Source organism: Paenibacillus sp. TSM33 (genome assembly GCF_056099025.1).
On the sequence record NZ_JBLZXB010000023.1, the window covers coordinates 406055 to 426190 of the forward strand.

Annotated in this window: 17 protein-coding genes and 1 pseudogene; 1 reads left to right on the forward strand and 17 read right to left on the reverse strand. The window is 48.2% G+C overall.

All coding sequences use genetic code 11. The features are described 5' to 3' along the window. Window positions 1–48: 48 nt before the first annotated feature. On the reverse strand, window positions 49–1284 hold the full coding sequence (locus tag ACN6NF_RS25175) for a S1C family serine protease (protein ID WP_013373882.1): 1236 nt from the start codon (window positions 1282–1284) through the stop codon (window positions 49–51). Window positions 1285–1787: 503 nt separating this feature from the next. On the opposite strand from ACN6NF_RS25175, the gene ACN6NF_RS25180 reads away from it, so the two are divergent. After that, window positions 1788–1994: a hypothetical protein gene (locus tag ACN6NF_RS25180; protein ID WP_013373883.1), complete on the forward strand. Its 207-nt coding sequence runs from the start codon at window positions 1788–1790 to the stop codon at window positions 1992–1994. Here the strand turns inward: ACN6NF_RS25180 and ACN6NF_RS25185 are convergent. The 16 genes and pseudogenes from ACN6NF_RS25185 to ACN6NF_RS25260 all read right to left on the reverse strand — a co-directional run bounded on the left by ACN6NF_RS25185 (window position 1963) and on the right by ACN6NF_RS25260 (window position 19991). Further along, window positions 1963–2769, reverse strand: a complete 807-nt coding sequence (locus tag ACN6NF_RS25185) for an MBL fold metallo-hydrolase (RefSeq protein WP_474320249.1) — start codon at window positions 2767–2769, stop codon at window positions 1963–1965. The two genes, ACN6NF_RS25180 and ACN6NF_RS25185, sit on opposite strands and share 32 nt — an antisense overlap. A 6-nt stretch (window positions 2770–2775) precedes the next feature. Beyond that, window positions 2776–3540, reverse strand: coding sequence for a two-component system regulatory protein YycI (gene yycI / locus ACN6NF_RS25190; protein WP_474320250.1), 765 nt, complete (start codon window positions 3538–3540; stop codon window positions 2776–2778). Window positions 3541–3561: 21 nt separating this feature from the next. Continuing rightward, window positions 3562–4899, reverse strand: a complete 1338-nt coding sequence (locus ACN6NF_RS25195; RefSeq protein ID WP_474320251.1) for a YycH family regulatory protein — start codon at window positions 4897–4899, stop codon at window positions 3562–3564. A 65-nt stretch (window positions 4900–4964) separates the two neighbouring features. Continuing rightward, window positions 4965–6725 (reverse strand): annotated as a pseudogene (walK, locus tag ACN6NF_RS25200) (cell wall metabolism sensor histidine kinase WalK); the annotation flags it as partial. Beyond that, window positions 6722–7453, reverse strand: a complete 732-nt coding sequence (gene yycF / locus ACN6NF_RS25205) for a response regulator YycF (protein WP_016822467.1) — start codon at window positions 7451–7453, stop codon at window positions 6722–6724. The gene yycF and the pseudogene walK, both read right to left, overlap by 4 nt. Before the next feature lie 231 nt (window positions 7454–7684). Next, window positions 7685–9205 (reverse strand): peptidoglycan DD-metalloendopeptidase family protein, encoded by a 1521-nt coding sequence (locus tag ACN6NF_RS25210; protein ID WP_474320252.1) that lies wholly within the window; start codon window positions 9203–9205, stop codon window positions 7685–7687. A 309-nt stretch (window positions 9206–9514) separates the two neighbouring features. Beyond that, window positions 9515–10171, reverse strand: coding sequence for a hypothetical protein (locus ACN6NF_RS25215; protein WP_090889268.1), 657 nt, complete (start codon window positions 10169–10171; stop codon window positions 9515–9517). A gap of 230 nt (window positions 10172–10401) precedes the next feature. Beyond that, window positions 10402–11688, reverse strand: a complete 1287-nt coding sequence (locus tag ACN6NF_RS25220; RefSeq protein WP_474320253.1) for an adenylosuccinate synthase — start codon at window positions 11686–11688, stop codon at window positions 10402–10404. A gap of 376 nt (window positions 11689–12064) precedes the next feature. Next, window positions 12065–13423 carry a replicative DNA helicase gene (gene dnaB / locus ACN6NF_RS25225; RefSeq protein WP_474320255.1) on the reverse strand — a complete coding sequence of 453 codons (1359 nt, stop codon included), beginning with the start codon at window positions 13421–13423 and terminating at the stop codon, window positions 12065–12067. Window positions 13424–13425: 2 nt separating this feature from the next. After that, complete coding sequence (rplI, locus tag ACN6NF_RS25230; RefSeq protein ID WP_064797509.1) at window positions 13426–13869, reverse strand: 50S ribosomal protein L9; 444 nt, start codon at window positions 13867–13869, stop codon at window positions 13426–13428. Next, window positions 13866–15854 carry a DHH family phosphoesterase gene (locus ACN6NF_RS25235; RefSeq protein ID WP_016822462.1) on the reverse strand — a complete coding sequence of 663 codons (1989 nt, stop codon included), beginning with the start codon at window positions 15852–15854 and terminating at the stop codon, window positions 13866–13868. Before ACN6NF_RS25235 ends, rplI begins: the two co-directional genes overlap by 4 nt. A gap of 11 nt (window positions 15855–15865) precedes the next feature. Next, window positions 15866–16783 carry a DUF2232 domain-containing protein gene (locus ACN6NF_RS25240; RefSeq protein ID WP_016822461.1) on the reverse strand — a complete coding sequence of 306 codons (918 nt, stop codon included), beginning with the start codon at window positions 16781–16783 and terminating at the stop codon, window positions 15866–15868. A 5-nt stretch (window positions 16784–16788) separates the two neighbouring features. Further along, a complete protein-coding gene (locus ACN6NF_RS25245; protein ID WP_013373896.1) occupies window positions 16789–17091 on the reverse strand; it encodes a MazG-like family protein in 303 nt (100 codons plus the stop codon). A 189-nt stretch (window positions 17092–17280) separates the two neighbouring features. Then, window positions 17281–17709 (reverse strand): CBS domain-containing protein, encoded by a 429-nt coding sequence (locus ACN6NF_RS25250; RefSeq protein ID WP_013373897.1) that lies wholly within the window; start codon window positions 17707–17709, stop codon window positions 17281–17283. Window positions 17710–17754: 45 nt separating this feature from the next. Further along, complete coding sequence (locus ACN6NF_RS25255; RefSeq protein ID WP_474320313.1) at window positions 17755–18816, reverse strand: LCP family protein; 1062 nt, start codon at window positions 18814–18816, stop codon at window positions 17755–17757. A 233-nt stretch (window positions 18817–19049) separates the two neighbouring features. Continuing rightward, the gene (locus ACN6NF_RS25260) at window positions 19050–19991 is read right to left on the reverse strand and encodes a D-alanyl-D-alanine carboxypeptidase family protein (RefSeq protein ID WP_016822459.1); all 942 of its coding nucleotides are present in this window, start codon (window positions 19989–19991) and stop codon (window positions 19050–19052) included. Window positions 19992–20136 lie beyond the last annotated feature (145 nt).

The following is a 20136-nucleotide window of genomic DNA, read 5'->3' on the forward strand; positions in this document are numbered from 1 at the left end:
AAATAAGCCGGAGAGCGCCTTCTTTATAGTTAAGCCTATCCTTCAACCTTAGCCTTCCGGCTTATCTGTTAATTTTAACGTCACCGACTCTTCCTTGCCTGCCCGGTAAAAGGTAACTTTCAGCTCATCGCCAATCTTCTTGTTATCGTACAGGTAGCGACGCAAATCAAGCGTAGAGTTAATCGGTTCGCCATCAAACGCCGTAATGACATCGTTCAGCTTCAAGCCGCCCTCCTTGGCAGGACCATGGGCCTCCAGAACAACGGCCCCATCTTTCACGCTGTCAGGCAGCTTGAGTTCCTTGCGCTGAGTTTCATCCAGCGGTGCATATTCATTATTAAGATCCACCGTGTACACCCCCAGATAAGGGCGGGTGATCTTGCCGTCCTCAACCAGTTCATTCACCGTCTTCATTACTTCATTGGCGGGAATGGCAAAGCCCAATCCTTCCACACCTGTATCGGCGATTTTCATCGTATTGATGCCAATCACGCGTCCGTCCAGATCGACCAGCGCTCCACCGCTGTTTCCTTCATTAATCGCTGCATCGGTCTGAATCACATGCTGCTCCCAGTCATATACACCATCCTGATTGATGGAAATCGGAATAATCCGATTCGTATAGCTCACAATGCCAGAGGTCAGCGTGTCTCCCAATCCGAGTGGATTGCCAATCGCAATGACCGTCTCGCCCAGACGAAGTTTGCTGGAGTCCCCGATATCCGCTACTGTGCTAATGCCTTTATCATCAACGGCCAGTACAGCGATATCACTAATGCGATCCTTTCCGACCAGCTTCGCTTCTTTTCTGACACCGTCTACGGTTACAATATCCAGATCATCCGATCCCTCGATGACATGGTTGTTCGTCATAATAAAGGCTTTGCCTGAGCTCACACGGAAAATGACGCCCGATCCAAGCGCTGATTGTTCCGTACTGTTACCGTCTTCCCCTTTCAGGTTTACGATGCTGACGACAGCTGGGCGTATCTTGGCTGCCGCTTGCACAATCCGGTCATACGGATCGCCCGCTGCTTGCCGCAAGGGATAATGACTTGCTCCGGTTACTGCTGTAGTGGAGGGGAGACCTGTAATAAAGCTGAACAGCAGCACGGCAACCACTGCACTAACCGCACCGCTGATGACAGCAGCCTGCACCGGACTTACCCGGCGATTCCTGTGCGGCCAACGTCCCCGTCCTCCGCGACGTGCTTTAAATGCTGTTTTTTTAGCCGCACGTGTGGACACCTTCGTTGAATAAAAATCATCTTCAAACAAGCCCATGCTAATCCTCTCCCCTTCGTTGTCATGCACCGACACTCACTAAAAAATTAGGGCTATTCGGGCTTGCGCCAACCTATGCTACAGAGAACCTGCTCCGTTGAACATCACAAATGGATTGAATATCCCCCACCATCGGAATTCAGCAACTAATCGTTTCGGTCTACTTATTAATCACCACAAATAGCACTTTCCTAAGCAACCAAATCTCATAAATTAGCATACACGCCAAATTTGACCCCGAATAGAGGGAAAAAGAGGAATGATTTCCAAACCAATGGACTACAATAGTAACAAGTCTTCTATTCTATTACAAAATGATCGTCTCATAGAGACGTTCTGGCTTGTTCCCGTCCGCTTAAAGCAGCCTATACTTTCGATGAGAGCCTTCCTTCAGAAAGCTTTCTGTTGTTAGCTTTATTGTATCACAGCACCTGGCAAAACCACAGGCAGAACCAAGCTTATTGCACGCCATTTTAAAAATATTTTTACAGGAGGAATATAAGATGAATTCCCATCGTTCCGCTATGGATGAAGTTCGCATGGCTGCCAAGCTTGCGGATTTGAAAGACGAGCACTACCGGAATACACTGGCACTAAGTACATTGATTGAACTACTGGTAGACAAAGGCATAGTGACCCGTGAAGAGGTCGAGCGCAAAGCCGCCGAGCTGGACAGCTTTATGGCTCACTTACCTTATCCCAAGGTGTAGGACGATCATAATACGTATCACACAATCGAAACTCACTATCCCTGTAAAAACAGCCGCGGTCTTCCATCGCATCGCGTACAGTCATCTTCGCAAGTTCCATCATATTGTGGTCGCGGCTCAAGTGTGCCAGATACGTTCGCTTTGTCCGTCCGGTCAACAGCTCGCTAAGAATCGCTCCTGCCATCTCATTGGATAAATGGCCGATATCACTGAGAATACGGCGCTTGATGTTCCAAGGATAACGACCCATACGCAGCATTTCTACATCATGATTAGCCTCCAGCACCAATACATCTGCATCTGATATCGCTTGTTTTACCTTATCACTGACATAGCCGAGATCGGTTGCTACGCTAAGCTTCTCTGCCCCATCATAAAAGCTGTACCCTACGGGCTCAACCGCATCATGGGAGATGCCAAAAGACTCTACACGCAATGACTCAAATTCCCGTGTCGCGCCTGTCTCCAATATTCTACGGTTATCATCCGCGATTTGCCCAACAGCGTTGCTGATGGCAAACCATGTCTTCTCGTTAGCATATATAGGCAAATTATATTTACGCGCCATGGCGCCTAGTCCTTTAACATGATCGGAATGCTCATGCGTGACCAAAATACCATCCAAATCTTCTCCGCTCAGATCGCGTTCTTTCAGCAATTCGTCAATACGCTTTGCGCTGAGACCTGCATCGATGAGCAATGTCGTGTCTTCGTTCCGTACAACGGTAGCGTTGCCGGTCGAACCGCTCGACAGCACGGTAAAAGAAATACCCATATCTGTTCAAGACCCTTCTGTATGTTCTGTCTTTGGACTAATGACATCTCCGTTCATCTGCACATAATACACGCCTTTTCCGTTATCCAGCATAAACCGCCACACCGGCGCAGCCACCTGGCTATCGGAGTTAAAGGTCTGTCCGTAATATCCGAGCCGGATATCCTTCACTACGGAGTCACGCGGCAAATAGCCGTCGATCAGCCTCGCCAAGGCTTTGGACGCAGGCAGCATTTTCTTTGCCTCATCCGAGGGCTGGAGCTCTACTTGAATTTTGCGATACCCTGTAATCTTCTGATTGCTGTAAAACAGAGCCAGCTTCACATTAAAGAGCGGCCACTTGCCCTGTACCAACGGATGCATTACAAAAGCATCTGCCTGTCCAGATACAAGCTCCTCCTGGACATCCAGCGGATCATACTGATAGCTATCGATATCCTTGATTTGCGGCTCCAATGCCTCCACTAGCGCATCATGAGTGAATACCAGCCTGCTGTCCACCGGTCTCAGCAGCTGTACAAGTTCATCCTTCTCTCCACTATGGACATAGGTGTAAGACAGCTTGGGCAGCTGTGGGGTATCCCCGGGAATCGGAGCCAACACCTGAATGCTTTTCTCTTCCATTAAACGCTGCGTGTTTTCATCCAGTGAAGTAAAATCCAGATTCGGCCCGGCCGTTTCCTGCGCATCATGCCACAGTTGATAACCCAATACCACATTGAGCAGCAAAAATGTACAGATCAGTACGTTTTTAGCGCGGCTCCAATCCATTCCCGTTCCCCCTTCCTATTATCACTTTGTCTCTTGGTCTGACTTCGTTGGAGTTGTATTGGATGCTGACGTTACAGGAACAGCATGAATTTCTGCAACAGAACCATCGCCGAACGTAACACGCCATTCAGGGACAAGCTTTAATCCGTCATTGATCAGCTCTGGCTGATATACAGGAGTCAGATCTCTAATCGACTTGCCGTCGCCGACCGTTTGCAGTTGCTTCTCCAAGCTCTCACCGCCTGGCAGCATCACTTTCTTCGATGATTGCTCCCCACCCTTGAGATACAGCAACGAACGATCATAGACAGATGCCGTTTCCTGCTGGATTTGCAAGGAGATCGTACCAAAGCGGAACGATGGCGTGTCCAGCACCGGATAAGCGCCATAATACTGCTGGAATATCACACTCGTGCGATTTTCATCGCTGCTTCTCAATTTCATCTGATATGAAGCATCCCAGCCGCCATGCTGATTTACAAAATCAACTGCGGCCAACACGTCCCTAATTGGGCTGCTTCCATCCGCTCCCGGTGCACTAGGATCGGTATAGCTCATCCAACGTTGATCCTGCTTGATCTGTAAGCTACGCTTGCTATCTGTATAAATTTGCGAACCGTCTTTTTCCTGAATATTGCGTGTAATGCCCGGATCGAAAAATAAATTCCGCTGCATCTGTTCCGTCGTAAACAACCCAGCATATACCACAGGCTGTACAGTCTCCAGGTCATTCACGGGAATGTAATACTGATTATTCACCAGCTTGTACAACGGGGCATTTTTCCCAAAATTCACATGCTGCCGAATGTCCTCTACGGTCATATCAAACTGGTTCGCCTCATACACCACATCGCCTCTGGCACTAAAAAAAAGCGCGTGCGGCTTGGCATTCTCTTCGTCGATATAGATCCAGATGCGGTTAATCGTCTCCCCCTGAAATACTGAATCCGGCGTCAGACGCATGACCCGCTCCAGCAATGAAACCGGAACCCCGCCGGAAAATGATAATTCGATCCCCTCATTCTCACTGCGAATCCGTGCCCAATCTGCTGACTGGATACTCCGGCGTTGGAAATTGTTAAAGCTTCGGCTTTCCAGCCGTGTATAAATTAAATCGTAAAAAGTAACCCCCGGATAAAAAACGGTATGTTTCTTCTCCCCTTGATGAATTAGCATCCTATCAGGGAATACAAGATTTTCAATCTTTTTCTCCTGCCCCATGCTCTCGGTTTTGACATAGTTCGTTTCTGAAGTGAGTACAGAATCACTGCCCGGAAGACGGTAGATCAAAAAATAAGTCTGAACCAGGCTGGAAGCTACCAGCAAAACAAGCGTCCAGGACTTCAAACGTTCCTTCACTGTGCTTCCCTCCCTTCACCCGACATAGGCAGCGTAAAAGTCGTACAAGTTCCCTGACCATATTCGGACTCCAGGAAAATCTGACCTCCATGGGCCTTTACAATTTCCCGGGCAATCGACAGCCCCAGTCCCGTGCCACCCATATTGCGCGATCTCGCCTTGTCCACACGATAAAACCGTTCAAAAATCCGGTCCAGATCTTTTTTGGGAATACCAATTCCAGTATCCTGCACCGAAATAGCCAGCATGCCCTCATTGTTGCGGCGAGCCTCGATCCGAATACTTCCACCTTCTGGCGTATATTTCAATGCATTGGACATCAGATTGTCCAGCACCTGATCAATCTGATCGCGGTCGATTACGACCTTGCCAATCCCCTGCTCTACGAACATGCCTGAGCGAATGTGATTTTCCTTCATCTGAAAAGAAAACCGATCCGCGACCTCGTCCAGCATCTCCATCACATCGGCAGGCTGCATCCGCAAAGGCGCTTCATTGGAATCGAGCCGCGACAGATGCAGCAAATCTGTAACCAACCGGATCATACGCTCCGTCTCATTGCGTATAACACCCACAAAACGCTCTGCGAGCTGCGGCTCAGCCATCGCGCCGTCATCCAGCGCTTCAGCGTAGCTGCGGATCGTCGTCAGCGGTGTGCGTAGCTCATGGGATACATTAGCTACGAATTCCCGTCGCGTCGTCTCCATTTCCTCCTGCTCTGTCACGTCCTGGAGCACGGCAATCGTACCCGTAATGCCAAATTCCCGCCGATGAATTGGCGTAAAGGTCACGCGGATGACGATGGGCTCATCCTGACCGACCGGCTCCAGCTGCAAGAGCGTAGAAGCCGACGATCCGCTGTACAGAGCCTCGGTTTCCTCGGGGTCGATCCCCAGCAGTACCGCGATATGTCTACCGGTCATTTCATTCTCGTTCACGCCCAGCATGGCGCTGGCCCGGCGGTTGACCAGAATGACCCGGCCATGATCGTCGGTAGCGACCACACCGTCGCTCATATTGGTCAAGATGGAGGAGAGCTTTTCCTTCTCCTCCTCATTCTGCGACAGGGCCTCACGTAGACGTCCTGTCATATAGTTAAAGGCCACACTCAGCCTACCGATTTCATCTTCGCCAAACACTGGCATCTGCTGGTCAAACTTGCCTTCAGCGACCTCCGTCGCATGCCGTGTCATTACTTTGATTGGATGCGTAATCGTGTGGGCCAACACCACGCCCAGCACAGCCGTCAACGCAAGCGCAATCAGCATACCTGAGAGAAACACATTGTTAATGCGTTTCATCGTATCGTACAACTCAGCCATCGAAGCAGCGATGTACACTGCACCGACGATTTTGCCTTGGCTGATGACAGGCTTGGCGACGACCTTCTTGCGGACGTTATCCTCGTCCACCATATATTCCTCGTTATCACGAATTCCTTGGAGTGCGCGGCTAACCACTGTCTGTGTATTTTTACGTCCGACATAGTCAGCATGAGAGCCTTGAGAAGTAATCAGTACTTTGCCACTGGCATCCAGCACCTGAATTTCCGCGCCGCTGAAATCAAACAAGTTATTCACGCGTGCACGCAGACTTTCGACGCTATCTTCCTCCATTTTGCCATCACTGCCGCTCAGATCCTGCTCCGCCAGCACGGACAGCATCTCCGCCCGTGCTTGCAAATCCTGCGTAAAATTACTCGTCAACGAGTTCTTCATCGAGCTGACAAAATAGACTCCAATCAACTGCATGGCCACCAAGATTAGCAGCACATAGATAATAATCAGCTTGGCATGAATGGTGCGAAAGAAGGACAGCCATCTCATGCCCGCAGGCCACCTTTTCCCCCGCTAACGATATATCCGAGGCCGCGGCGTGTCAGGATGGTCTCCGGCTTGCTCGGGTTTTCCTCAATCTTCTCGCGCAGCCGCCGGATCGTCACGTCTACCGTCCGCACATCCCCGTAGTATTCAAACCCCCATACCGCTTGAAGCAAATGCTCGCGAGTCATGACCTTGCCTGCATTTTTCGCCATATAATACAGAAGTTCATACTCGCGGTGCGTCAGGTCAAGTGGAGTTCCATTTTTATAGGCTGTATACATATCCGCATCAAAAAAGAGATCGCCTACACGCAGCCCCTGCTTTTCCTCCTGTGGGCGGTTTTCCGGCGTGCCCGCCATACCACGTTGCTGTCTGCGCATCTGTGCCTTTACCCGTGCCAGCAATTCCCGTGTGCTGAACGGCTTCGTCACATAATCGTCCGCCCCCAGCTCCAGCCCTAGCACTTTGTCGATTTCCCCGTCCTTGGCAGTCAGCATAATAATTGGCGTTTGAAGCTGATGTCCGCGCACCTCGCGGCATACGTCCATACCATCCATGCCCGGTAACATCAGGTCCAGCAAAATCAGGTCTGGCTGTTGCTTAACTGCGATATCCACCGCACTGATTCCATCGAAGGCGCAAATCACCTCGTAGCCCTCTTTTTCCAAATTAAATTTCAAAATATCAGCGATAGGTTGTTCATCATCCACTACTAGAATCGTCCCCTGCATACAGCATTCACCTCTTCTCACGGATCATCATCTATCATTAACTTTCGTTTGTCAGCGCCCATAAGATGCTGATTCTATTCTATCATACCCGTACGCTATTCCATTACTTTTCCAGACCCTTTTCTTTACGCAGAAAAAACCATGCCTGCACCTGGCTGTTAAGCATGCAGAAAACATGGTCTTTCTTCTTGATCTTCATCAATCATGTAGCTAACGATATAAGCGTCAAATCTATCTTAAATACGTCATGGGATTGCGTGGCGTATTATCTTTGCGAATTTCAAAATGCAGATGCGTTCCTGTCGAGCGTCCTGTGCTCCCCATGACTCCGATCGACTCGCCCTGTTGAACGACCTGACCTACATGAACGCCAATGCTGCTCAAATGACCGTACACCGTCTGGTATCCGTTGCCATGATCGATCATAATGACTTTGCCGTATCCATTCTGCTGACCTGCAAATGACACCACGCCTTCATCAGATGCGTGAATGTCAGGACTGCCGACCAAGTCGACCCCTTCGTGCATACGTCCCCAACGTGCGCCAAAGCTGCTCGACATTGTAGCGCCAGACACCGGCCAAGCGAACTGTCCGGAGCCTTCCCCCACGACCTTCGTTCCTCTCAGAACTACCTCGGTAACGGAGGGCTTCAGCACCTTTTGACCAAGCCATTCCTCTTGTATAACTTCACCGTTCTCTTTGGTCAAACGGTAGTCCATCTCTTTAAGACCTGCTTGTCCCGGTCTGACGACTTTCGTAACTCCTGCCTTCAATTCATCGCTCTGGCGAATCTCTATTTCAGGCTCGATGGCGATCTGCTCGACGACCTTTTCTACCGTTCGTACCGTAACAGGTACCTTGGGAGCTGTGACCTTTAACTCGTCCCCAATTTGCAAATACAACTCACGCAGACCGGGATTGTTTTGCTTAATCTCCCAAGCCGTCGTATTGAACTTGGTGGCAATCGACGACAATGAATCACCTTCCTGCACCGTATAGGTTGTAGGAGCTTCACGTCCCTCGGTCAATACTTTAACCGCTTCTTCCTCCGTCAGCACCTTGTTCGGATCTGCTTTCACAGGCTCATACGCAATCTTTTCACGGATACCAGCAGACTCCAGCCATGCTTTAGGCGCCTTCGTGCTTGCGCTAGCATGACTACTCCCCACGGATGTTTTGCGAACTAGCCCCTTGATGCCAGAAGCCGTACCTTCACCCGCAGGTGTGTACTTCTTCTGCACTTGCTTTAAAGCTGCTTGTGCCGTCGCTTTATCCTTTACAATGCCAACCATCTGTCCGTTGACCTTCACTTCTACTCCTTTGGCATAGGCAGTCAGCATGCCGTCCAGCTTCTTCAGCGTGGCTGCGCTATCGATATCCGCCTTATATGCCTTTTCTGTGCTCGTCGTGACCGCGCTCGTATTGAGCACCATTTCCACGTCAGGATACTTGTCTTTATACTGCTTGCTCTTCGTTGAATACAACTGCTTAAGCTGCTGCTCATTCAGGATACTGCCAACCTCAACGCCTTTAACATACACTTTATAATAAGGAACTGTATTGGCTCCAACATACTGATTGCTAGCAAAAATAAGACCGCCCACAATCACAATGCCGCCTGCCGTCCAACTTAACCATCTTTTCCGTCCGCTCCACCATGTTGCTATTTTCCCTGCTTTATCAGCAGAATTGCCTTCAACACTTGAATTTCCATTCCTGTCTGGTGATAACTTCCCCTTAGAAACCTCCATGGTTCTCTCCTTTTCAGCATATCCTATCTCTATTAAATGCGTTCATTATTGTCCTTTTACATGATAAAAGTAGCCGTTTTACAAGCTTATCTATGATAATAGTCTCTATCTAGCATTGCATAGTTACGTAAAAGGTTTCAAAAATTTAACCTTTTCACAACACAGTTTACTTTAACATAGCTTTTACAAAGAATTCAACTGCACTCCAATTACTTCCTAGCACGCAAAAAAATCCGCGCTCGGCGCGGATTCTATAGTCCTGTTTTGAGCATGAACATTGCCCATACATTCATGCGTTTTATTTATGCATTATTTAAGCATACCCATCAATTTATTATATTCCTCTTTGGTCAAATACTTCGCTAGCACCTGCTGAATATCTTGAAGTTCCTGCTCGGTGAGACCGCCTTCCATCGCGGCTGATATTTTCTGCATCTCTTCCGGCGGTAGTTTATTCATGAGAATCGTAAAAATCTCTTGCTTCTGAGCCGCCGGTAAATTGTTCTTTTTCTCTGTCAGATGGTCGGGCGTAATGACCAAGTCATGGCCTTCGATACTCGTTTCAGGTGTAGCTGTGCCTTCTGCCTGCTGACGCGACTCGCTGCCTGGTGTTCCCGCCGACGTGGCCCCTTCCTGAGATCCCTTGTCATCGGATGCACCACCTGTCTTATTTCCGCTTTCTTCTAAGCCCTGTCCCATGACAGGCAAAGCATTATCAGGCGGTGTTACACTTCCAGAGTCGCTCCCTGTCGTCTTGCTCTTCCCTGTGCCTGTACTTTGATCAGTACCAGCGCTGCCTTTTAGCCAGCCCCATCCCCATATCGGCTGATGATCAAGCTGAATGTTGAATTGCCGTAGCAGCGATTGAACATAAGCATTCACGACCACACCGGTCACTGCCAGTGTCAGCGCGCTGACCAGCACCACCGTCATTCCTTTTTTAAGCAGCCATCCAAGCCACCTCATATCCCGTTACCTCCTTATACGCATCTTGCCATGTGTACATCATGAAGTGCATATAGACCAGTATTGACGAGATATGACGATTTTTAACCCTTGGAATATGTAAAACTAGCATAAACACATCTACACAGAAAAAGGAGAGAAAGGCATTAACCGCCTCTCTCTCCTTGATCGTACAGAAATAGCTATATTTACGAACAGGCATGATGCCTTCATAGAATCATACGGATGTCTTACAAATAAATCGGAAGCACTTGGTTCGTTTGATCGCGGTTACGACCAACCGAGAAAATAGCGATTGGAATGCCTGTCAGCTCGGATACGCGTTGTACATAATTACGTGTATTTTCTGGCAGTTCCTCCAGTGTTTTCACGCCAGTAATATCTTCGCTCCAACCTGGCAATTCCTCATATACCGCTTCGCATTCTGCCAACATTTTCAAGCTAGCTGGATAATGCGTGATGATCTCGCCGCGGTATTTGTAGCCTGTACAGATTTTAACTGTTTTCAGGCCTGTCAAAACGTCCAGCGAGTTCAGAGAAAGACCTGTTAGTCCGCTAACACGACGAGCATGACGCACAACGACGCTGTCAAACCAGCCAACACGACGAGCACGACCTGTAACCGTACCGTACTCATGACCTGTTTCACGAATGAAATCGCCGACCTCATCGTTCAATTCCGTTGGGAAGGGTCCATCACCTACACGGGTTGTGTACGATTTAGCTACACCGATCACTTGTTGAATTTTGGATGGGCCTACACCGGAACCGATACATACACCGCCAGCCGATGGGTTAGAGGACGTAACGTATGGATACGTACCTTGGTCGATATCGAGCATAACGCCTTGTGCACCCTCAAACAACACCTTACGATTGGCGTCGATTGCATCGTTCAGTACAACAGACGTATCCGCTACATAAGGACGGATAAACTCAGCATATTCCAGATACTGTTTCAATATTTCTTCAACATCCAGCGGCTCGCCGCCGTATACTTGCTCAATCACTTGGTTTTTTTCTTTCGTTTGATGGCGCAGTTTCTTTTCAAATTCCTCTGCATCCAGCAAATCAGCAATACGAATACCGTTACGTGCAGCTTTATCCATATAAGCAGGACCGATCCCTTTACGGGTAGTACCAATTTTGTTAGGACCTTTGCGGTCTTCTTCCAGCACATCCAGCGTCATATGGTACGGCATAATGACATGCGCACGGTCACTAATGACCAAATTTTTCGTGGAAAATCCATTATCATGAATATAAGTAATTTCTTCAATAAGAGCGGCTGGATTCACTACCATGCCGTTGCCAATAACACACTTTTTATCTTCATAAAAAACGCCGGATGGAATCAGGCTCAGCTTATACTTTTTACCGTCAATGAGAATCGTATGACCAGCATTGTTTCCGCCTTGGTAACGGGCCACCACTTCAGCGCTTTCCGCCAGATAGTCCGTGATTTTACCTTTGCCTTCGTCTCCCCATTGTGTTCCCACAACGACTACAGTTGACATGTTTCATTCCTCCGTGGAGTGCCCACAGACACTCTGATTTTGAGCTGACACGCTAACACATATCTGGCTTCAACCGCCTCAGCGGGCAGACATGGAGCGTTCTCGGACAGCAGGAAAAAACGTCCGTCGCAGGCATTCCGCAAGTTCGGAAAGCCCCGGGCGTAATGATCTCCCACTGCGTTGAAGCAGCACTATAAGTGTACCAGTACCATTTTTCAAAGTCAAATAAAAAGCGAACATTATATTACATGAAAATAGTATTGTTCGTAATTGAGAGTTTCAATCGCTCTATGAAAATATATGAATTTTATAAAAAAGACTCTCTCGAAATCGCGATATCCGCGTCGAAAGAGCCTTTTCTAATTGTCGTAATATATTAACCGGCGAACGCATCCGAATGGGCACGCTCGTAATTAGCGAATTTATTATAATTTTTGAGAAATACCAGCTCTACCGTACCAACCGGGCCGTTACGCTGCTTGGCAATGATAATTTCAATAATATTCTTCTTTTCTGTTTCCTGATTATAATAATCATCCCGGTACAGAAACGCAACGATGTCGGCGTCCTGCTCAATGGAACCCGATTCCCGCAAGTCACTCATCATAGGCCGCTTATCTTGACGCTGCTCCACACCCCGGCTCAGCTGGGAAAGGGCAATGACAGGCACTTCAAGCTCACGGGCGATTTGCTTCAATGTCCGTGAAATTTCGGATACTTCCTGCTGTCGGTTCTCGCCCGCTTTACCGCGTCCGTGAATGAGCTGCAAGTAGTCAATTACGATCATACCCAGTCCCTTTTCCGTCTTGAGACGGCGGCATTTGGCACGGATATCAGCCACGGTGACACCAGGCGTATCGTCAATATAGATTTCTGCCTCCGACAGGGCTGCAATGCCCATCGTCAGCTTCGCCCAATCGTCATCGCCTTTAAATTCACCGGTCCGCATAACGTTCGCGTCCAAGTTAGCCTCGGCACAGATCATCCGCTGCACGAGCTGAGCGGCTGACATTTCCAGACTGAAAATGGCAACCGTCTCTTTTGCCCGTACGGCAACGTTTTGGGCAATATTCAGGGCGAATGCCGTTTTACCTACAGATGGACGGGCAGCTACAATGATCAGGTCATTGCGCTGGAAACCTGCTGTCATCTTGTCTAGGTCGACGAATCCGGATGGAATTCCGGTTGTATTTCCCTTGTTCTGATGCAGCATTTCGACACGGTCGAACACTTCCATCACGACATCGCGGATGGCGATAAAACCACTGCCAGAGCGACCATTGGAGATTTCCATGATCTTGCGCTCGGCATCGCTCAGCATACCGGCCACATCCTCGCCGTTGCTATAGCCTTCACTCACAATTTGCGTAGCTGTGCGAATCAAGCGACGAAGCATCGCTTTTTCTTCAATAATCTGGGCATAGTAGTCCACGTTAGCCGCTGTCGGCACCCCGTGAGCTAGCTTCGCCAGATAACTGACACCGCCGATATCCTCCAGCTGACCTTTGTCCTGAATTTTCGAGGTCAGCGTAACCAAGTCAATCGGCTGCCCGGATTCACCCAGCTCAATCATTGCTTCGTATATCATCTGATGAGCCTTATCGTAAAAGTCCTCGGTCTGTACCCGCTCCATTGCGGTAATCAGTGCTTCAGACTGGAGCAAAATAGACCCGATAACCGCCTGTTCAGCCTCCAGATTTTGCGGAGGAATCCGATCAAAAAATTCGCCGCCCATAATTATTCTTCTATCACCTGTACTTTCAGCGTAGCTTTGACCTCAGGATGAAGCTTGACGGTCATTTGAGTCACGCCCAACGTACGAATCGGTTCTTCCAGCTCGATTTTACGTTTATCCAGTTTGATGCCCGTTTTGGCAACCGCCTCTGCGATTTGCTTGCTTGTAATCGCACCGAACAGCCGTCCGCCTTCTCCAGCCTTCGCTTTGAGCTGAATTGTAGTCTCTTCCAGCTTTTTGCCGAGTACTTGCGCCTCTTCCTTTTCCTCTTGCTTGCGTTTTTCCTCAGCAGCGTTTTGGTTTTCCAGCGTCTTCATATTTCCTTCCGTTGCTGGACGGGCAATCCCACGCGGCAACAGAAAATTCGCTGCATAACCGTCGGATACTTCCTTAACCTGCCCCTTCTTACCTTGGCCCTTCATATCTTTAATGAATATTACTTTCATTCAAATAACCCCTCTTCCCCATCAATTTCGGCCAGTACGTCGACCACTCTGCGCTTAGCTTCCTCCAGCGAGCAATCCAGCTGAACCGCCGCATTCGTCAGATGTCCTCCGCCGCCTAGCCGTTCCATGACGACCTGTACGTTCATGCGTCCGAGTGATCGGGCGCTGATCCCCACCAGGCCGTCAGGACGTTCACTGACCACAAAGGAGGCCAGTACATCCGTCATATTGAGTAATGAATCCGCCACCTGAGCAATCAGGAGCTGCGGTATTTTTTGTCCGGGCTCGGTCACCGCAATTGCGATATGCCCATATATCATTTTAGCATGCTTAATAATTTCCGCCTTAGCAATATATTCATCCAGGTCCTCTTTTAACATGCGCTGGATCATCACTGTATCTGCTCCACTACGTCTTAAGAAGCCAGCTGCCTCAAACGTGCGTGAGCCTGTATGCAGGGAGAAATGCTTGGTATCCACCGTAATCCCCGCCAGCAGTGATGTTGCCTCCAGCGGTGTCAGCTGGACCTTTTCATGGATATATTGCAGCAGCTCAGTCACCAGTTCACAGGCCGATGACGCGTATGGCTCCAAATAGATCAGAACAGAATCATTAATAAATTCCTCGCCCCGACGGTGATGATCCACAACCACCACCCGGCTGGCCGTCTGCACCAGACGCGGCTCAATCGTCATTGACGCCTTGTGCGTATCCACCACAACCAGCAGGCTGTGCTCGGTCATCACCTGAAGCGACTGCTCCGGTGTCATGAGCGCTTGCGACAGCTTCTCATCCTTGTTTACCTGCTCCATCATTCGGTCAATAGACGGATTGGATTTGTCCAGTACGATATGGGCCTCTACATTGTAAAGTGCCGCAGCCTTCCACACACCGATAGCTGCTCCTATTGCATCCATGTCCGGTATTTTGTGTCCCATAATCAGCACACGGTCGCTCTCCTGCATCAGATCACGCAACGCATGCGCAATGACTCGGGCACGCACCCTGGTACGCTTCTCGACAGCATTGGACTTGCCTCCGTAAAAGGACAGGCGCTGTCCCGCTTTCACTGCTGCCTGATCTCCCCCACGTCCAAGCGCCATATCTAGACTGGATTGAGCTAGCTCGCCCAGCTCCTTGATACTCTCTGCGCCGAAAGACAAGCCAATGCTCAATGTCATCGGTACTTTCAAATCTGCTGTCATTTCCCGCACGGTATCCAAAATGACGAATCGGCTTTGCTCCAGCTCCTGGAGTGCTTTATGATTCAGCATAATAAGATAACGCTCAGATGACAACCGGCGCAAATAAATATTGTATTGATTGGCCCAAGACGTAATCTCGCTGGAAACCTTCGCAATAAGCGCGGTACGCTGCTGATCGTCCATTCCCTGAGCAGCCTCGTCCATATTATCAAGCATGACAATACCAAGCGCTAACCGCTCGTTCTCATACTGCTTGCGCAGTACCGCGAGCTCCGTCACTTCATACAAATATATCAGACGCTCATCAGGCACGATTAGAAACTGATAATGACGCTCATCATGCTGTAATTCCACCTTTAGTTCACGAGCAGACTCTTTCGTTTCCTTTTTAGTGCTTAGAGCGTTTGCGAGTTGAGGAAACAAATCTTGAAGGGGCTCTCCAATCAACGATTGCTCCTCGAACATCTCACTGGCAAAGCGATTGTGCCATTCTACCGTCCGATTTTCACTGTATAAAATGATACCGAACGGCAGTGTACTGATCGCTTCTCCCTCCACCCGCTTGATCCGGAAGGAAAGGCCACTGATATATTGATTCAGTTCCCGACGGAAATCCAGCTCAGTCTTCAGCATCAATCCGCCGAGCAAGAATGATAGCAGCAGTCCTATCACACCCAGTTCCCAGTTGTACATGGAAATACATATGACAAGCACCAGCAGCAGTAAAAACGCCCAGACCGTCTGATAGCCGTGCCAGCGTTTTTGTAGAAATTTAGGCATGACTGTTCACCCTATTTCTTTGATCTTGTAATAGCTTCACGCAGCGGAAAGGCCAAATCAATAATACCTATAATGCGGAGCGGCTGGAACACCAGAACGACGAGCGACAGCAGCAACGCAATCACTGGGCTCATTTTACGGCTATGCGTCCAGAAGTATACAAAACCAATTGTCTGGATAATAAAACATGCATGGATCAGCGGTAGCATACTAATGGAAACCGTTTGAATCCAGCTGCTATCGGAGGAATCCGCTATCCATCCAATTACAATTGCCAGCAGATAGTACCAGATCAGCGTGCGTGGTAGCATCCACTCGCGGGCAGGCTTCATTTTACGTACCGGCACATCGAGACTGCTCAATGCTGGACGTGCCAAAGCATGTGTGATCACTGCCAGTATAAACGAGCTGACGATCATCACATATGGAACTTTACCAATCAGCATTGTACCGAGTTTCTGCGTATCTTCAGCTGTCCAGCTCATATTCGCAAACATCGGATTCGCACTTAAAATCTGCTGTACAATACTGGCCGATATCTCAGCCTGATCCCGAAGGGACTGCGAAAGATCAAACCCGAAGGAATACGTAGCGATAAACAGTACAAACAACAATTCGGCTAAAATAATGCCCGTTCCGGTCATCAACGCCTGAAAAGCAGATCCTCCCTTTTTATATATCCGTCCCATCAATATAGAAGGAATCAGAAAGTAAATCGCAGGAAGCAGCGAATACACATCGAGTAGCGCTATAATTAAAAGCACCGGTATGACGTGAACCAGAAATCCTTTGAAAGGCAGCGATGAAAACAATACAGCGCCAGGCACAATCAGAAAAAATACGGTAATAATTCTAAATGGTGTCAATAGAGTCAGCAGCAGAAGCAAATAAATAACGCTCCATGCTACAGTGGCCAAGCGGAATTTCAACGTTTTCACCTCTTACGCATATGTTCTTCCAGTGCGGAAATGTCCTGATACCAATCCTCCAGCTGGTGTCCTTCTTTTCTGTGCTTTCTTAGCTTGTCGATGAGTAGATCATCCAATTCACGGTAAGACACCCCAAGACGCCTTCCCAGAATATAACTGCTCATCACCAGGCTGGCCAAACAATCACCAATACGGACTGTACTGCCTTCCCACATCGCCTTAAACAGACGGGAGACTTGGTCAAGCACCTCTGTTTTAAGCCATTCAATAACCTTGGCTCGTTTAACTACATCCATTTCTTTAGGCATATGATGAAGAGTCACACCCCTCTGAAAAAGCTTTATTCTCCATTATAGCATATCCTATTTTGAAAATAACTGTTACCCCATAGGGTAAATCGTTATTTTCAGAGCAGCTTTGCTGCTTATTATAAGCCCATGTCAACACTGTTAGCCCCTAGGGTAATAGTAATCTTCAGTGCGGCTTTGTTGCTTATTTTAGCTTGAAGTATTAAGCGATTCCTTAGACACAAATTTCTCACAATACTCAATAATTTGGCTGCGGCGCACGATACCGATGAACCGTTCCATATCATCGACGACAGGCACAAAGTTCTGTACCTTCGCCAAATTAATCAAATCCTCCATATTGGCATCAATGGATACAGGTTTCATCGAAACCCGCAGCGGAACGTCCTTAAGCATAAACTTAGAAGCGTTTTCAAAGGTGATTTTTCCCTCAGACTCTTTCATATGCCACAATAAGTCACCCTCTGTAACCGTACCCGTATATCTACCTTCCTTATCCAAAATAGGAACCGCTGTGAACCGGTGGTATTCCATTCGTTCCAATGTTTGCCGTAGAGTAGCATCCGCCGTTACACAAGCGACCTCTTGTTTGGGAAGCAAGAAAAAAGCAATATTCATGAGAAACGAATCCCCCTCAAAATCAAATATAAATCCATTGATTACTCACTGAATGTCCTGTTTGTCGGGAAGCCTCAGCGTCTGCGGGGTTGTATCAGAGTCTAGCCAGTTCGCAATCATAAGTCTGGCATATTCAAGTTCCTGTTCATTAGCCCGGTCATAGTACAGGCCCTTCTTTTTGAACCCTTCCCCCGTAATCGTAAAACTTGAGATTTGTGGATTCCCTTGTGAAATAGCTTGCTTGCCAAGCCCAGTAATAAAGGCAGGCTCCATATCCGTTGTGAAATTGGCCCCCATGATATCGAGCAACTCCGGGATCTTGGTGATTCCGTCGATATTCAGCAGCCTATCCGCCATTGCGTTCAAAAAAATTTGCTGACGTTTTGTGCGGTTGAAGTCGCTATCTTCCCGATACCTAACATAATACATGGCTTCTTCACCATTATAAAGCGGCTTGCCCGCCTCAATACGGAACTTGATATGCAGCGGGTTTTTATTCTCGATGGGCTGATCGATAGGAAGCACTACTCCACCCACTGCATTCACGGCATCCTGAATACCCTGGAAATTAATCGTAGCATAATAATCGACCTTATGCTCCATCAGCTTCTCTACGGTGGCCATGGACATATCCTCGCCTCCGAACGCATAAGCATGCCCTAACTTATCAAAATCATCCTCGCCATCTCGATTCGAATCATGTCCGGCAATCTGTACATATGTATCCCTTGGAATGGAAACCAAGAGTACACGCGATTCTGCGGGCCGTACAGCAGCATATATCACCGTATCTGAGCGACCACGTGCCTTTTCATTCGGCCTTTGATCCGTTCCCAGTAACAACACCGAAAAAGGCTCCTTCTGGTAAGCTACTGTCTCTTGGGGCTGCTGTTCCTTGGATTGACGAGGCTGGTAGGATTTCTCCAGCTTACTTTCCAGCGTCGGTGATACAAACCAGTCAAAAGCCACGAGCGTCAACTGTTTGCGGAATAAATAGCCTCCCACTGCACACAAAAACAAGACAATACATGAAATATATAGAGCGGTAAACCTCTTTTTCTTTTTGGTCTTTCCACGAGTCCTTCTCTTATGTCTTCTCTCCATCATGGCTTCCTTCCTTCTTTCGTCCACAAATCCCATCTCTTCATTAAACCGGATTAGTCCCTCATGAAGCGAAAACTTCCCCTCAAAGCATAAAAGGTCTGCTACCTTGTTGTCAAAAGTGCCATGGCATGGTCAGTTCCTCAAATTCAAGACAAAAAAGGCTTCGCCCTCACGGTCAAAGCCCTCATTTACGTGTATATAAGTATCCTATGTAGCTTTCAAAGTTTTCTTTTATCTTAATGCAGAGACAGTTTCACCAAATTTTGCAATCGTACCGGAAAAGAGGTGGACAGAGAAAAACCATAATCAAACAGCTTCCGTGTCTGTGCGAAACGCTCTTCCTTGCTCGGTGCACCCAGCACTACAGCAACTAATCGTTTGCCATGCTGCTCAGCTGTACCAGTAAAACAGTATCCAGCATCGCTTGTGTACCCTGCTTTTAATCCGTCCGTCCCTGCATAAGAATATGGTCCAGCCAAGGAAGGCAGCATCCAGTTCGTATTACTGATGTAAATGCCCTTATCCTTCAATTCCATCTGTGTACGGCTGGATGTTCTGAGAATCTCAGGATGTGACGTAATCAAGTAAGAGGCCAACTTTGCAGTGTCGCTTGCCGTCATTTTCGTTTCTCCACGAATATCCTTAGGATGGTTCGGCCCCAATTCACTCTGACCAGCCCCAGAGGCATTACTAAAACGACTACCGGGTGACAACCCAATTTGAGCAGCCTTTTCATTCATGCGCTTCACAAAAGCGGACTCATTCCCTGATGAACGCTCTGCCAGCGCTACAGCGGCGTCATTCGCTGAATACACAACCATACTTTGGAACAGTTCCGAAACGGTCATTCTTTCGCCATACCGGAGAGAGAGATTAACGCCACCTACCGTACTGGCATAACGACTAATTCGCACCTCATCATTCCAGCCTAACCGTCCGGTCCGAATATCCTCCAGTACCAGTAGCTCGGTCATGAGCTTGGACATATTTGCCGAGGGCATAGGCTTATCACCATTCACATCCATCAGTAATTCCCCGGTGTGCATGTCCATCAGCACTGCAGCGTCTGCATCCACATTCGGCTTTCCGATCAACAAACGGGGTCCAAGTGTAATAAAAATCAATATAATAAGTACAGGGACGACAATAGCCCAACGTAACCAATGTTTTTTCATCATCGCAATAACCTCCATACCTTATTAGACGATGAAAAATCCATTTTGTCTGCAATTTTTCGAAAAAAAGATACAATTTTTTTACCTTTTTTTATTTCACGACAAAATATCCGCCAATCCTTGTTACAGGATGGCGGATATTTTGCTT

What these genes read in the sequence shown, in the direction of transcription:
- ACN6NF_RS25180 (WP_013373883.1), top strand. Translation starts at nt 1,788, where the DNA reads ATGAATTCCCATCGTTCCGCTATGGATGAAGTTCGCATGGCTGCCAAG.
- dnaB (WP_474320255.1), bottom strand. Translation starts at nt 13,423, where the DNA reads ATGGGCGGCGAATTTTTTGATCGGATTCCTCCGCAAAATCTGGAGGCT.
- yycF (WP_016822467.1), bottom strand. Translation starts at nt 7,453, where the DNA reads ATGCAGGGGACGATTCTAGTAGTGGATGATGAACAACCTATCGCTGAT.
- ACN6NF_RS25260 (WP_016822459.1), bottom strand. Translation starts at nt 19,991, where the DNA reads ATGATGAAAAAACATTGGTTACGTTGGGCTATTGTCGTCCCTGTACTT.
- yycI (WP_474320250.1), bottom strand. Translation starts at nt 3,540, where the DNA reads ATGGATTGGAGCCGCGCTAAAAACGTACTGATCTGTACATTTTTGCTG.
- ACN6NF_RS25235 (WP_016822462.1), bottom strand. Translation starts at nt 15,854, where the DNA reads ATGCCTAAATTTCTACAAAAACGCTGGCACGGCTATCAGACGGTCTGG.
- ACN6NF_RS25255 (WP_474320313.1), bottom strand. Translation starts at nt 18,816, where the DNA reads ATGATGGAGAGAAGACATAAGAGAAGGACTCGTGGAAAGACCAAAAAG.
- rplI (WP_064797509.1), bottom strand. Translation starts at nt 13,869, where the DNA reads ATGAAAGTAATATTCATTAAAGATATGAAGGGCCAAGGTAAGAAGGGG.
- ACN6NF_RS25245 (WP_013373896.1), bottom strand. Translation starts at nt 17,091, where the DNA reads ATGCCTAAAGAAATGGATGTAGTTAAACGAGCCAAGGTTATTGAATGG.
- ACN6NF_RS25185 (WP_474320249.1), bottom strand. Translation starts at nt 2,769, where the DNA reads ATGGGTATTTCTTTTACCGTGCTGTCGAGCGGTTCGACCGGCAACGCT.
- ACN6NF_RS25175 (WP_013373882.1), bottom strand. Translation starts at nt 1,284, where the DNA reads ATGGGCTTGTTTGAAGATGATTTTTATTCAACGAAGGTGTCCACACGT.
- ACN6NF_RS25210 (WP_474320252.1), bottom strand. Translation starts at nt 9,205, where the DNA reads ATGGAGGTTTCTAAGGGGAAGTTATCACCAGACAGGAATGGAAATTCA.
- ACN6NF_RS25250 (WP_013373897.1), bottom strand. Translation starts at nt 17,709, where the DNA reads ATGAATATTGCTTTTTTCTTGCTTCCCAAACAAGAGGTCGCTTGTGTA.
- ACN6NF_RS25215 (WP_090889268.1), bottom strand. Translation starts at nt 10,171, where the DNA reads ATGAGGTGGCTTGGATGGCTGCTTAAAAAAGGAATGACGGTGGTGCTG.
- ACN6NF_RS25220 (WP_474320253.1), bottom strand. Translation starts at nt 11,688, where the DNA reads ATGTCAACTGTAGTCGTTGTGGGAACACAATGGGGAGACGAAGGCAAA.